10 protein-coding genes are annotated in these 13,406 nt (G+C 64.1%); 1 reads left to right on the plus strand and 9 read right to left on the minus strand.

Features of this window, described 5'->3' with window-relative positions; genetic code table 11:
- Positions 1–8: 8 nt before the first annotated feature.
- From KI794_RS08805 to ftsY, 9 genes are all read right to left on the minus strand, one after another.
- Positions 9–1,304 carry an alpha/beta fold hydrolase gene (locus tag KI794_RS08805; RefSeq protein WP_255807807.1) on the minus strand — a complete coding sequence of 432 codons (1,296 nt, stop codon included), beginning with the start codon at positions 1,302–1,304 and terminating at the stop codon, positions 9–11.
- On the minus strand, positions 1,301–2,266 hold the full coding sequence (locus KI794_RS08810) for an ABC transporter permease (RefSeq protein ID WP_255807808.1): 966 nt from the start codon (positions 2,264–2,266) through the stop codon (positions 1,301–1,303). Before KI794_RS08810 ends, KI794_RS08805 begins: the two co-directional genes overlap by 4 nt.
- Entirely contained in the window at positions 2,263–3,228 is a 966-nt protein-coding gene (locus KI794_RS08815) for an ABC transporter permease (protein WP_255807809.1), read from the minus strand. The genes KI794_RS08810 and KI794_RS08815 overlap by 4 nt, the downstream gene beginning before the upstream one ends.
- A complete protein-coding gene (locus KI794_RS08820) occupies positions 3,225–5,051 on the minus strand; it encodes an ABC transporter ATP-binding protein (RefSeq protein WP_255807810.1) in 1,827 nt (608 codons plus the stop codon). The genes KI794_RS08815 and KI794_RS08820 overlap by 4 nt, the downstream gene beginning before the upstream one ends.
- Before the next feature lie 79 nt (positions 5,052–5,130).
- Positions 5,131–6,897: an ABC transporter substrate-binding protein gene (locus tag KI794_RS08825; RefSeq protein WP_119283953.1), complete on the minus strand. Its 1,767-nt coding sequence runs from the start codon at positions 6,895–6,897 to the stop codon at positions 5,131–5,133.
- 273 nt (positions 6,898–7,170) lie between these two features.
- On the minus strand, positions 7,171–8,295 hold the full coding sequence (locus KI794_RS08830; protein ID WP_119283954.1) for a hypothetical protein: 1,125 nt from the start codon (positions 8,293–8,295) through the stop codon (positions 7,171–7,173).
- Complete coding sequence (ffh, locus tag KI794_RS08835; protein ID WP_119283955.1) at positions 8,296–9,852, minus strand: signal recognition particle protein; 1,557 nt, start codon at positions 9,850–9,852, stop codon at positions 8,296–8,298.
- A 54-nt stretch (positions 9,853–9,906) separates the two neighbouring features.
- A complete protein-coding gene (locus tag KI794_RS08840; protein WP_255807811.1) occupies positions 9,907–10,755 on the minus strand; it encodes a 3-hydroxyacyl-CoA dehydrogenase in 849 nt (282 codons plus the stop codon).
- A gap of 166 nt (positions 10,756–10,921) precedes the next feature.
- Positions 10,922–11,800 carry a signal recognition particle-docking protein FtsY gene (ftsY, locus tag KI794_RS08845; RefSeq protein ID WP_255807812.1) on the minus strand — a complete coding sequence of 293 codons (879 nt, stop codon included), beginning with the start codon at positions 11,798–11,800 and terminating at the stop codon, positions 10,922–10,924.
- A 183-nt stretch (positions 11,801–11,983) separates the two neighbouring features.
- Between ftsY and KI794_RS08850 the strand changes: the two genes are divergently transcribed.
- Positions 11,984–13,402: a branched-chain amino acid ABC transporter permease gene (locus KI794_RS08850; RefSeq protein WP_255807813.1), complete on the plus strand. Its 1,419-nt coding sequence runs from the start codon at positions 11,984–11,986 to the stop codon at positions 13,400–13,402.
- The last annotated feature ends 4 nt before the right edge of the window (positions 13,403–13,406 follow it).

Below are 13,406 nucleotides of genomic sequence, written 5' to 3' on the forward strand. Positions count from 1 at the left end.
CGTGAAAATCAGTCGCGGCTGCGTGCAGCGCTACCAAGGCGCTCTTCAAGCGCGGTGAAGAGTCGCTCTGCGACGTTGCCGAGCCGAAGGCCGTCGTGCTCGAACTCGTTCGTCACCCATGCGTGCACCCCAGCGACGCGCAAGGCGGTGTCGAGAGAGAGCTGCGCGTCGACGTACATGTCGTCGTAGTACACAGCGGCCTCAACAGGCACCTCGTTGCGCGCGAGCCTGTCAGTGTCGTACATCTCGATCGGCTGCTCGTGGGCCGCGAGGTGTTCGACGGCCTCTTGGAAACCACGAAGCCCCGCGATCTCCTCGAACATCCAGGGGAACACAGTCTCTCCCGTGAAGTTCAAGGGCCGTGCCGACTCCGCGAACTCTGGCCGGGCGTCGCGTTCTCGCTGCGCCGCCCACGAGCTTGGGCCGGGCCCGTAGATCGCCTCTTGCAGGGCGATGAACAGCGGGTTCGTGAGAAACGCTGTCTCGGCCTCGACAGTCGCAAGGAACGTGTCTGACAGCCGGGTCTCGGCCTCGTCGGCGAAGGCCTCGTCAAAGATCCAGTGCACCCGATCGAATCCTGGCTTCATTCCGAAGTCAAGGCCGAGGGTCTGCAGTCGCCGAACGGTGAGCCTGTCGCCACTCGGCAATCGCACATCTTCCCGCTCGAGCAAGTCTGCGACGCGCGCGATCCTGTCAACGAGGTGCGGATGGCGCTCGCGGAAGAGGCGATTCTTCTCCGCGATGCGCGGGAACGTGCGGGAGTAGACGACCGCCGGGTCAGGATCAATGCTTGGCAGCCCGCCGGTGATCGCCGACGCGACAACCGACTCGGGGAAGTGCGAGAGGTACTGCAGCGTCAGGAACCCGCCGTAGCTCTGCCCGAGCGTCCACCATTGCCGGCCCGGGAAGTGTTCCTCTCGCAGCGCCTCGAAGTCGCGCACGATCGAGTCCTGGCGGTGCAGCGCGAGAAGGCGCGCACCAGCCGCAGCGTCGAGACCGTCGAAGTCGCGCGCGCTGAGCGGGGTCGACCTTCCAGTGCCGCGTTGATCGGGCAGGATGACTCGGAACCGCTTCACTGCGTCGCCAATCCAGCCATCTGCGTCGAGCGGCCGTGGCGACTTCCCGCCGGGCCCGCCCTGCAGGAAGACGAGGAGCGGCAAATCCGCATCGCGGCTCGAGGAGCTCACGACCTCGCGCGCGAACACACGGATCGTCTCGCCCCCGGGCTCGCTCCAGTCAAGCGGCACAGTGACCCACAGATCGCGGCCGCTGAGACCAGCTCCAATCGGGTACCAGTCTGTCATTTTCGGGCAGTCCTCACTCTCGAATCCAGTAGTGCGTACAGGGTGTCAACGATCAGGTTCGACAGCACGACGAAGAGCCCGCCGAGCAGGACGATCGCAATGACAACCGGGCGATCCTGCATCGCGACGCTCGTCACGGCGAGCGAGCCGACCCCGGGGAGTCCGAACACCTGCTCGATAACGATCACGCCTCCGAGGAGCATACCGATGTCGATTCCGAGCTGGGTGACAAGCGGTGGCATCGCCGAACGGAACGCGTGCACGTAGGTGACGCGGCGCTCCGTGAGGCCTTTGGCGCGGGCTGTGCGAATGTAGTCCTGACCGAGCACGTCAAGCATCTGACCGCGCGTAAGCCTCGCGTACACTGCCGCGATGACGAGCGCGAGGGTGAGCCACGGGAGCGCGAGGTGCCACGCCCACTGGGCCGGGTTCTCGGTGAGCGGCGTGTACCCAGACGGCGGGAACAGCGTGACGCCCATCTTTGTCGGGATGAAGTACAGCGTGTACAACGCAATCATGCCGAGCACAAACGTTGGGAAGCTGATTCCGACGATCGCGAATGCCTGACCGAAGCGGTCACGCAAGCTCCCCGGGTGCTTGGCAGAGCCAATACCGATCGGGATGCCGATCGCAAGCCACACGATGACCGCACCAAACACGAGCGACATTGTCACTGGGATGCGCCGCACGAGCAGGTCCCAGACAGGCAGGTTGGAGCGGTATGAGAAACCGAGGTCGCCCTGCAGGAGGTTACCGAGGAACATGAAGTACTGCTGAATCATCGGCTTATCGAGCCCAAGGTTCACACGAATCTGCTCCATGAGGGCCTCTGTCGCCTTGTCGCCAGCGATGATGCGGGCGGGGTCAGATGGCGACACGTAGAACAGCACGAACACGAAGACACTGAGCAGAAACAACACGAGCGCGCCGAAGCCTACCCGTGAAAGGACATAGCGGATCATGCTTTCTTCCCCTTCGTTGAGGTCGGATCAAGAGCGTCACGCAGCCCGTCACCGAGCAGGTTAAACGCGAGGGTGAGGGCGAGGAGGGCGAGGCCCGGCACAAGCACCATCCAGGGAGCGACCATGTACATCGACCCGTTTGCAGCGTCGGCGAGCATGTTGCCCCAGCTCGGTGTCGGTGGCACGATGCCGAGGCCAAGGAACGAGAGCGTCGCCTCGAACACCACTGCGGCGGGAATGCCGAGCGTGGTGTAGACGATGATCGGCACGACGAGGTTCGGCAGGACATCGCGGAACATCATCGAGATACGCGACTCCCCGAGCGAGCGAGCAGCCTCGATGAACTCGCGCTCACGAATCGCGAGCACCTGGCCGCGGATCACGCGGGCAAGGCCCGCCCAGCTGAAGAACACGATCACCACGATCGACAGTCCGAGGCTCGGGCCGAGCACCGCGACGAGCGCGATCGCAACGAGCAGGAACGGGACGCTCATCACGAGGTCGATGATCCGGCTCAGGAGGGTGTCAACCCAGCCGCCGAAGAAGCCAGCGGTCGCGCCAATCACCACGCCAATTGCAGAGGCCACGAGCGAGGCGACAACACCGACGAGCAGCGACACTCGCGCGCCGTAGGCGAGTCGCACAAACAGATCGCGGCCGAGCTGATCAGTCCCGAGGAGAAACTCACCGGACGGCCCGACAGGGATGCCAGCAGCCGAGAGCCCTGTCTCTCGGAACTGCTCATTGGGGCCGTGTCCGGTCCACTGAGCGATGAGTGGCGCGCAGATGGCGAAGGCAACGATACCGAGGATGACAAGCGCGGAGACGACGCTCGCCGGATCGCGCACCAGTCGCGCGATCGTGAGCTGAGCCGAGCTCTTCGCTTGGATGTCAGCAGCCTTCTGGGCCGCGTAGCCCGGCGTCGTGATGAGCTTCGTGTCTTTCGAGAATACGCCACTCACAGTGCGCCTCCTGCCGCTGAGATGAGCACTCGTTCGCGCTCGACACGCGGAATCTCAGGGGCCGCGGCCGACAACAGCTTCTTCGTGAAGGCCTGCTGCGGCTGCCCGTAGACGGTCTCCGCGGACCCGAGCTCGATGATTTTGCCACCGTCCATGACCGCGATCCGGTCGCAGACGTGGCGTACGACTGCGAGGTCGTGAGAAATGAACAGGTAGGTGAGTCCGAGCTCTCGCTGGAGCTCATCGAGCAGGTTCAGCACCTGAGCTTGGATCGACACGTCGAGCGCAGACACGGGCTCATCGAGGATCACGAGCTCAGGCTTCAGTGCGATCGCACGGGCGATGCCGATGCGCTGCCGCTGGCCACCGGAGAACTGCGAGGGGAAGCGGTTGTAGTGCTCGGGGTTCAGGCCGACGATCTCCATGAGTTCTTGAACGCGGCTGAGCCTGTCGGCGCCGCTTGCAACCTTATGGATTCGGAACGGGTCGCCGATGATCGAGCCGACACGCCGTTTCGGGTTCAGCGAGCCAAACGGGTCTTGGAACACGACCTGCACCTTGCGGCGCATCTGACGCCACTCGGCGTCCGTGAGGTTCGCGGTGTCGGCGCCGTCGAAACGGATCGCGCCTGCAGTCGGGGTGTTCAGTCCCGCGATCGTGCGCGCAAGCGTTGTCTTTCCGCAGCCGGATTCTCCGACGAGACCAAGCGTCTCACCGCGGCGGACCTGCAGCGAAATGTCTTCAAGCACCGTACGCGGCTCGCCTCGGCGCTGTGGGAACGCGACAGAAAGATGCTCAACCTCGACGATCGCATCGTCGCTTGAGGCGATGATCTCCGCCGGCGGCATCTCAGGCGCGGGAGGCTCGACAGGTGGTGTCGTGAGCCAGCACAGTGACTCGGTGCCGTCGTCATATTTCTGGAGCGGCGGGGCTTCACCGCAGATATCCATCGCGTTCGGGCACCTGTCACGAAACACGCACCCTGCGGGCGGACTCAAGAGGCTCGGTGGGCGGCCACCAATCGGGATGAGCGGGGTACCGGGGGCGCGATTGAAGGACGAGGATCGCAACAGTCCGGCAGTGTACGGGTGTGCTGGGTTGCCGAGCACGTTGTCGCTCGTGCCAACCTCGAGCTTCCGTCCGCCGTACATGACCATGACCCTGTCTGCGACGCGGGACAGGATCCCCAGGTCGTGGGAAATCATCAGTACCGTTGCCCCGAAGTCCTGGCGCATCTCGCCGAGGAGGTCGAGGATCTGGGCCTGGACTGTCGAATCAAGCGCAGTCGTCGGCTCGTCAGCGATGATCAGGGCCGGGCCGAGCGAGAGGCTCATCGCGATCATGACGCGCTGGCGCATGCCGCCCGAGAATTGATGCGGATACGAATCGAACCTTGCCTGAGCGTCAGGGATCCTGACTTTCTCGAGAAGCTCGATCGCGCGCGCCTTCGCGGCCTGTTTCGACACGTTCTCGTGAGCGCGGATCTGCTCGACGATCTGCCAGCCGATCGTGTACTGCGGGTGCAGGCTCGATAGCGGGTCCTGGAAGATCATGCTGATCTCGGCACCGCGCTTCTTTCGGAGCCCTTCGGGCGAGAGCGTGAGGAGGTCTTCGCCCTGAAACAGGACCTCTCCCGAGCGTTTCGCCTGCGGGATGAGGCCCATGATTGACTGCACGAGCACTGACTTGCCCGAGCCGGATTCGCCGACGATTCCGAAGAATTCGCCCTCGCCGACCGTAAATGAAACGTCCTGCACGGCATGCACCGCGCCGTCTTCTGTCGGAATGTCGATCACGAGATTCCGCACATCGAGTATTGCCACTCGTACTCCAAGGTTGTGGTGTGCAAAAGGGGTGCGGGGAGGGCGGCGGCGCGGCCACTGCCCTCCCCCGTCGGGCTACCTACTGCTTGAGCCAGACGTTTGCCCAGTCACCGTTCTGCGCGAGCGCGTAGATCTCGAAGTTCTGGACGCGATCGGAGTGGTAGTTTGCCTTCTTGCGGGCAACGATCGATACGATTGGCGACTCCTCCATCACGGTCTTGTCGACCTCGTGCCAGAGCTTGCCGGCTTCCTCCGGTGTCGCAGCAGCGAGCGCCTGAGCGGCAAGTTCGTTTGCCTTGTCGCTGTTGAAGTCGACATAGTTGTAGGCCTGCGGAGTGCCGTCAAACGAGAACTGCGGCTGGAATACCGAGCGCGCTGCGCCCCCGACCCAGTCGGGCGACCATCCGACGAGGGCGACATCCCACTTGCCACCCGACGCGTTCTCGCGGTTCGTCATGAAGTTCGCGTAGTAGTCAGTCGGAGGAACCGGGAAGAGCTCAACAGTGATTCCGGCGGCCTCAAGGCTTGCCTGCACGGTCTGCGCGATGTCTGGCTGGGTGCCAACGTTGCGGTAGGGGAACTTCAGGGTCAGGTTCTCGACCCCGGCTTCCTTGAGCAGCGCCTTTGCCTTCTCGGGGTCTGCCTTACCGCTCTTGTCACCGTAGAGGCTGAAATCCTCGTAGCCGTTGATGCCGGGCCCGAAGATCCCGTTTGTCACTGACGCGATGTCCTCACCGCCCATGACCTGCACGACAGCTGGCTTGTCGATCGCGTACTGAATCGCCTGGCGGACCTCGAGCTTCTGCAGCGCACCACCGTTGTTGTCTGACGTGGTGTTGAACCACATGAACTGGTCGACGCCGCCGTTCTCCATCGTCGTGAACTTCTCGTCGTTCGCTGCGGTGAGCTGCTGAATGTTCGCCGGGCTCGGGCTGAGATCGAAGAGCATATCTGCCGAGCCTGCCTGGAGCTGCTGCATTGCCGCGTCGCCCTCGACGCCCATTGTCATCTCGATCGAGTCAACGTATGCCTTGCGGAGCGGGTCGCTGTCGGCGCTCCACGACTCGTTGCGCACGAACTCCCACTTCACGTCGGGCGTGTACGACCCGACGGTGTAGGGACCCGATGCGATGAAGTTCTCGCGGTACTCGGGCGAGTCAGGGAGGTAGTCGAGCACCTCGATCGGTGCAGGGTTCGCGGTCGGCAGGCTCAGCATCGACGTGAAGTCAGAGGCTGGCTCAACGAGCGTGAAGACGACAGTCTTGTCGTCTGGGGTCGCAATGCCAGAAATGTCGTTGGACTCGATGTACTCCTTCATCGCGGCGGGCTCTGCCGCGACTCCAGCGAAGCCCTCGCAGTACTCAGCCATTCCGTCGATGAGGTTAATGAAGTACCCGCCGAGCGCCGCACCGATGTGAGGGTTACAAATGCGCTCGATGCCCCGGGCGACGTCGCCCGCGACGATCGGGCGCGCACCGTCGGGCGCGTCCCACGTCGCACCATCGCGGAGCGTGATCTTGTAAGTGAGCCCGTCCTCAGACGCGGTGGGAACCTCTGTCGCAAGGTCACCCGTGAGCTCGATGCGCTCATCGACGTCGTTCGATGAGACGTAGCTCAGCAGCGACCGCGAGATCGAGCGCACAACGCTGTTCACCGGCACGTATGCGGTGAGCTGGGGGTCGAGCCTGTCGACGTCACCGTTTGACAGCACCTTGAGTGTGCCGCCGGTCTGGGCTTCGCCGTCGCCTGCGCCGCCGTCGCCTGCGCCGCCGCTCGCGCACCCGCTGAGCACAAGCATCGCGGCCGCGCCGAGCGCGACACCTGAGAGTATCTTTTTCCGAGCCATAAGAGTCACCTTTGAATCGCTGAGAGGCTAACGTTGCGCCCGGCGGACGCAATGGATGCGAATCGCATCCCGAGTAACATTGTACATGTCATCGTGTGCATGTCACACTCGGGAAGAGTGCCGACTCGGAAATGACGTAATCACGACAGCACCCTCAGCGATTGCAGCCCGGTGGCGGAAACGCGTCAGTTGCGCGTTCGCGGTGCGGCAAGATGCCGCTGCGGGCGCAGCAAGGCAGCAGTCAGCGCTCAAGCACACAGCTGGCGCGCCTGGCTAGCGGTCGAGCCACCACCCGAGCACGAAAGGGTAAGTGAACATGAACACGACGCCCGCGCCGATCAACACAGCTGTCCAGACCCCCGAGCGCCTCCGGAGCCGCCGCCCCTGCGGAGCAACCTGCATTCGCGGCCTCGGCGCCCGAGGGTCTGAGTACGTCACGGCCTGGTGTCCGAGCTCGACCCCGATCAGCTCAGCAAAGTACAGAAGCGCCGTCGTCTCTCTTCTGTCCGAGCGGGCGCGGAGGCGCGTCGACGCAAGCTGCAGGGTGTCGTCAATCACCTCGATGTCCCAGCGCCGACCGTGGTCTATAAGGCACGCCATCACGTCGGGGGTGAGCAGCTCGAGCGCGTCGCGCTCGTAGCCCTCCGGCACGTAGGCTGTGAAGTACCTGTCAAAGTCGCCCTCGAGGGAGAGCCGCTGAGACCCAGGCAGGAGCGAGCGCAGACTCCCGTTGCCACGCGCGTCGATGACGAGGTGAGGGAGCGCGCGAGGCAACCGCATCGACAGGTAGCGAAAGCCATGACGCGGGCCTTTGGGGTCGCTCTTGTCGCCCTGAAACGAGGCCTTCCCAAGCTGTAGCTTCGGTTCGAGCCCGTTGCGCCCCGACCAGAGCACGAACTCTGTGCGGAACAGCGGTTTTGGCGGTGTCGCCCCGACAGGCGGCCGAACCCTGGCCGGATCCCTCCGGCCTGGTAGGCGCTCGGCGAAGAAGATACCGAGCGTCGGTGACGCGAACCCGAAACGCGAATAAGTCAGCCCGACACCCGCCGCAAAGTCCGAGAACGCGATTCCGCGCTTCGTGTCGAGCGGCATCGAGATCATGATCCAGCCGAACAGCCAGAGCAGGATCGCGATGAAGAAGCACACGACCGTCGACAGCGGGCGCACCCACTCGATCCAGCTCGGCAACTCGATCGGCGCGGGCCACTCAAGGTTCAGCGCGGACCAGAGCAGCGTGACCGGCACCGCGAGCACGACGAGGCCCGCGCCCTGCGCGGCCTGCCGGAAGACGCGCGGATCCTCCTCGCGCACGCGCGCCCAGGAGACACGGCCCGGCCACAACGACTCGAGCTTCGCGAGTCGCCCTCCTGGGGCGACCGCGCCAGGGCGCTCCGTCACCTAGCGGAGCCCACCGCCGAGCATCTGCTGCAGCTTCTCCATCTCTTCGGGGCTCGGCGCCTTCGCGGCGCCACCCTTTCCGAGACCGAAGCCGGAGCCGCCCTGCGGTGCGGGAGCCTCGGCCGGCGTGAGCGCACGCTTCGCTGGGTTGCCCGAACGCTTCGCACCCTTGCCCTTCTGCTGCTGCTTCTTCTTGCCGCCGTGCCCGCCCATGCCTGGGATCGGCCCCATGCCGGGGATCTGGGGCATGCCGCCGCGGGCGACGGTTTTCATCATCTTCGCGGCCTGCTCGAAGCGCTGCACAAGCGAGTTCACGTCGGTGACTGTCATGCCAGAACCCTTGGCGATACGGAGCCTGCGCGAGCCGTTCAAGATCTTCGGGTTCTGGCGCTCCTCCATCGTCATCGACTGGATGATCGCCTCGGTGCGCACGATCTCGCGCTCGTCGAAGTTGTCGAGCTGGTCCTTCATCTTACCCATGCCAGGAAGCATGCCCATCATCTTCTTGATGGAGCCCGCGCCACGCAGCTGCTGCATCTGGCCGAGGAAGTCATCGAGGGTGAACGCGTCCTTCGCGATCTTCTCGGCGACCTTCTTCGCCTCTTCCTCGTCGAACGCTGTCTGCGCCTGCTCGATGAGGGTGAGGATGTCGCCGAGGTCGAGAATACGGCTCGCCATGCGGTCTGGGTGGAACGGCTCGAAGTCGTCGAGGCCCTCGCCTGTCGACGCGAACAGGATCGGGCGGCCGGTCACGCCGCGGATCGAGAGCGCGGCGCCACCGCGCTGGTCGCCGTCGAGCTTCGTGAGCACGACGCCAGTGAAGTCGACGCCCTCCTGGAAGGCCTGCGCGGTCGCGACCGCGTCCTGGCCGATGAGCGAGTCGATGACGAAGAGTACCTCGTCAGGATCAATCGCCTTGCGGATGTCGCGCGCCTGCTTCATGAGCTCGGCATCGACGCCGAGCCGACCGGCGGTATCGACGATGACGAAGTCGTGCTGCGCACGCTTCGCCTCGGCGACGCCGTTCTTCGCGACCTTCACGGGGTCGCCGACGCCGTTGCCCGGCTCCGGTGCGAAGATCGCGACTCCGGCCTGCTCGGCGACGACGCCGAGCTGCGTGACCGCGTTCGGACGCTGCAGGTCACACGCGACAAGCAGCGGCGTGTGACCCTGAGTCTTCAACCACTTCGCGAGCTTGCCAGCGAGCGTCGTCTTTCCAGCACCCTGGAGGCCAGCGAGCATAATGACTGTGGGTGGGTTCTTCGCGAACTGCAGCCGTCGCTGGTCGCCTCCGAGCACCTCAACGAGCTCCTCGTTGACGATCTGCACGACCTGCTGCGCGGGGTTCAGCGCGCGGTTCACTTCGTCACCGAGGGCGCGTTCGCGCACCTTGCCAGTGAAGTCCTTCACCACATCGAGCGAGACGTCTGCTTCAAGGAGCGCGCGACGGATCTCGCGGACGGTGCCGTCAACGTCTGCCGCAGAGAGCTTGCCCTTCGACCGGAGGTTCTTGAAGGTGTCGGTAAGCCGCGAGGAGAGGGTGCCGAAAGTAGCCATAGTGCGATCAGTCTACCGCGCCGCGACAGTCACGGCGCCCTCCCCCGCGCCGGTTTACTTGTATTCGTAGAAGCCGCGCCCCGAGCCCTTGCCGAGGTAGCCCTTGTCGATGTAGTCCCGCTTGATGATCTCGGCGAATTCGCGCTTGATCGGGTCGTCGCTGTTGGCATTGAGGTAGTACGGCGTCATCATGCCGACAACGTCGAAGATCTGGAAGGGACCAGATGGCGCCCCAGTCGCGATCCGCCACGTGTTGTCGATATCTTCTGGGGTCGCGATGCCCTTCACGAAGAGCTGGGCCGCGGCGTCAAGCAGCGGCACGAGCAGCGAGTTCAGCACGTAGCCGGGCTGCTCCTTGTGGATGCGCACCGGGACCATGCCGATCTCGGCCGCGAACTTCGCGACCGCCTCGAACGCTTCGGGGTCTGTGCCCTCATGCCCCATGACCTCACCGACGTTGAACTTCCAGACCTCGTTTGCGAAGTGCAGAGCAAGAAACTTCTCAGGGCGCCCGGTAAATGGGGCGATGTCACTCGGCAAAAGCGTCGATGAGTTCGTTGCAAAGATCGTGTGCGCAGGGGCGACGGCGGCGACACTCTCCCAGGTCTGCTGCTTGATGTCGAGACGCTCGGGTACCGCCTCGATGACAATATCGGCGTCCTTCATCGCATCGGCGAGATCAGCCGTCGCGCGAATGCGGGAGACTGCAGCATCGAGCTTCTCGTCAGTCGCGTCGGCGATGTCCCGGCGGTAAGCGTCCTTCAGGTACTCCCACCGTGCCGGAAGCTTCGCGAGAATCTCATCGTTGATGTCGTACGCGACGACGTCCTTGCCCATATACGCAGACTGGAAAATGATCTGTGAACCGAGGACTCCCGTGCCGAGGACGGTGAGATGTTGCATGACAATAGCCTTTCTCGAGAGGCGCCCCGCACGTTCGGGGCGCATTCCGGTCCGGCGGCCGCATGAATTGGCCGGCCGTCAGGCCTTATTCATAAGCGTAACAAAGCCCACGCACCAGCTGGCGAGGTTTCGCTCGGAGCAGACCGCGCCGCGAACGGCAGCGTCGTTACGGCACGAGCTGCGCCGCGAACACGTGCGGCGTGAAGCCAGTCAGATCCCCGATGCCCTCGCCCTGACCGACGAGCTTGATCGGGAGCTTCGTGTGCTCCTGCACCGCAAGCACAAAGCCACCCTTCGCCGAACCGTCGAGCTTTGTCAGCACGAGGCCAGTGACTCCGGCATGCTCAATGAAGGCCTGTGCCTGTGCCAGCCCATTCTGACCAGTCGTCGCGTCGAGCACAAGCAACACCTCGGACACTGGAGCGAGCTTTTCGATGACCCGGCGAATCTTGCCGAGCTCATCCATGAGTCCGCCCTTGGTCTGCAGCCTGCCGGCGGTGTCGATGATCGCGATATCGAGATCATCGTCGATCGCGCGCTGCACAGTCTGGAACGCAACCGACGCCGGATCCTGACCCTGCTGCTGCGGCTTCACGATCGCAACGCCCGCGCGCTCCGCCCAGGTCGCGAGCTGCTCGACAGCCGCCGCGCGGAACGTATCAGCGGCACCGACGATGATCTTCTTGTCGAACCGGGTGAGGTAGTTCGAGAGTTTTCCGATCGTCGTCGTCTTGCCGACGCCATTCACGCCAACGACGAGGATCACCGCTGGGCGCTCAGTGAGCTTCAGCGTCGGGTCGAACGCGGCGAGCCGCTCCTCGAGCACCTCGCGCAGGATCCGCTTGAGCTCCTTGACCTCGTTCACACGGTGACGCTCGACCGAGTCGCGCACCTCGTCAAGGATCGAGTCCGCAATCTCCGGCCCAAAATCAGCCGTGAGAAGCGCAGTCTCGATGTCGTCCCAGGTGTCATCGGTGATCGTCTCCGACCCGCCACCGAACACATTCCGAAACGCGCGCGAGAACGACCATGCCTTTTCTGCCATACCTCAAGACTAGCGACAAGAAGTCGCTCAGTTCGCGGTCGCCCCATGTTGCGTATCGGCAACGATGGAAGCGCAACGCCGAGAAACTCGCTCTGGACCCTCCCCACCCTTGTATATTCAGGGAGACAGCAACGATGCTTGAATGAACGCGCAGGTGGCAACGCGCGGACCAATGGAGGTCAAGTGAACCACGGAATTATTCGCAAGGGCAGGCTCCTGCGTGCCCCAGCAATCGCTCTCCTCGCCCTCATCCTGGGCTGTGTTGGACTCTCGCTGCAGGCGCTACCCGCGCACGCAGCGACGTGTGTCCCCGACTCGACGACCGGCTGCGTGCAGGGAATCGTGAAGACAAGCGCCGGAGATCCGGCAAGCGGTGTCGGGCTCACACTCACTGGCATGGGAGCGAACGAGGAAACCCAGACCGACGAGAACGGCCGCTGGTCGTTCCCAATCACCGAGGAAGGCACCTACACTGTCGCGCTCGACACCGCGACACTGCCGGACGGCCAGTTCCCGCGAGCGGCAGACACCCGAAAGGTCGAAGTCGCACTCTTCGAATCAGCGAGCGCGCTCTTCCCCCTCACTGATGACCCAGATGCCGCGGCCACGCCTGCCGCGCCCGCCCCGCCGGAGGCTGGCGAGGAAACCGGATCAGGATCGGGAGAGGAAACGCCAGGCGACGAGGCGAACGCCCCAACCAAGCCAAGCGCCACAAACTCATTCTCGTGGCCGCGCTTCTGGCAACAGGCCGCCTCCGGCCTCCGAATGGGGCTACTGCTCGCGCTCGGAGCAGTCGGGCTCTCGCTCGTGTTCGGCACGACCGGGCTCTCAAACTTTGCGCACGCTGAGATGCTCTCGATGGGCGGCATCCTTGCCTTCCTCGCGATGCAGCTCACCGGCAACATCTGGCTCTCGGGCGCCCTCGTGGTGGTCGTGATGGCCGCGTTCGGCTGGGTGCAGGACGCGGTGCTCTGGAAACCCCTGCGAAAACGCAGACTGAGCCTCACTCAGATGATGATCGTCTCGATCGGCTTCTCGATCGTGCTGCAGAACATCTTCCAGTTCTTCTTCGGCGCGAACATCCTGCGGATCGACCCGTCAACGCCGAAAACCGTGACACTGGCCGGCATCACGCTCACCGTGCAGTCCTACGTCGCCATGGGAATCGCGCTCGTCGCGATCATCGCCGTCGCGCTCGTCATGAAGTACACGCGCTTCGGTCGCGCGACCCGCGCCGTGGCCGACAATCGGCCACTCGCTGAGGCCTCGGGCATCGATGTGGATCGCGTGATCCGCTCCGTCTGGACCGTCGGCGTCGCCCTCGCGGGCCTCTCGGGCGTGCTGCTCGGCCTCGTGCTCAACGGCATCGCGTGGAACACCGGATGGCACTACCTGCTGCTCCTGTTTGCCGCGGTTATCCTCGGCGGCATCGGCACGACCTTTGGTGCCATCGTCGGCGCACTCATTATCGGCCTCGTCATCGAGATGGCGAACATCTGGCTGCCCGGCGACCTCAAGCACGCCGCCGCGCTACTCATCCTCATCGTGGTGCTGCTTGTGAGACCGCAGGGCCTCTTCGGGCGCAAGGAACGGATCGGATAACCTC

Source organism: Leucobacter aridicollis, from assembly GCF_024399335.1.
GTDB classification, from domain to species: domain Bacteria; phylum Actinomycetota; class Actinomycetes; order Actinomycetales; family Microbacteriaceae; genus Leucobacter; species Leucobacter aridicollis_A.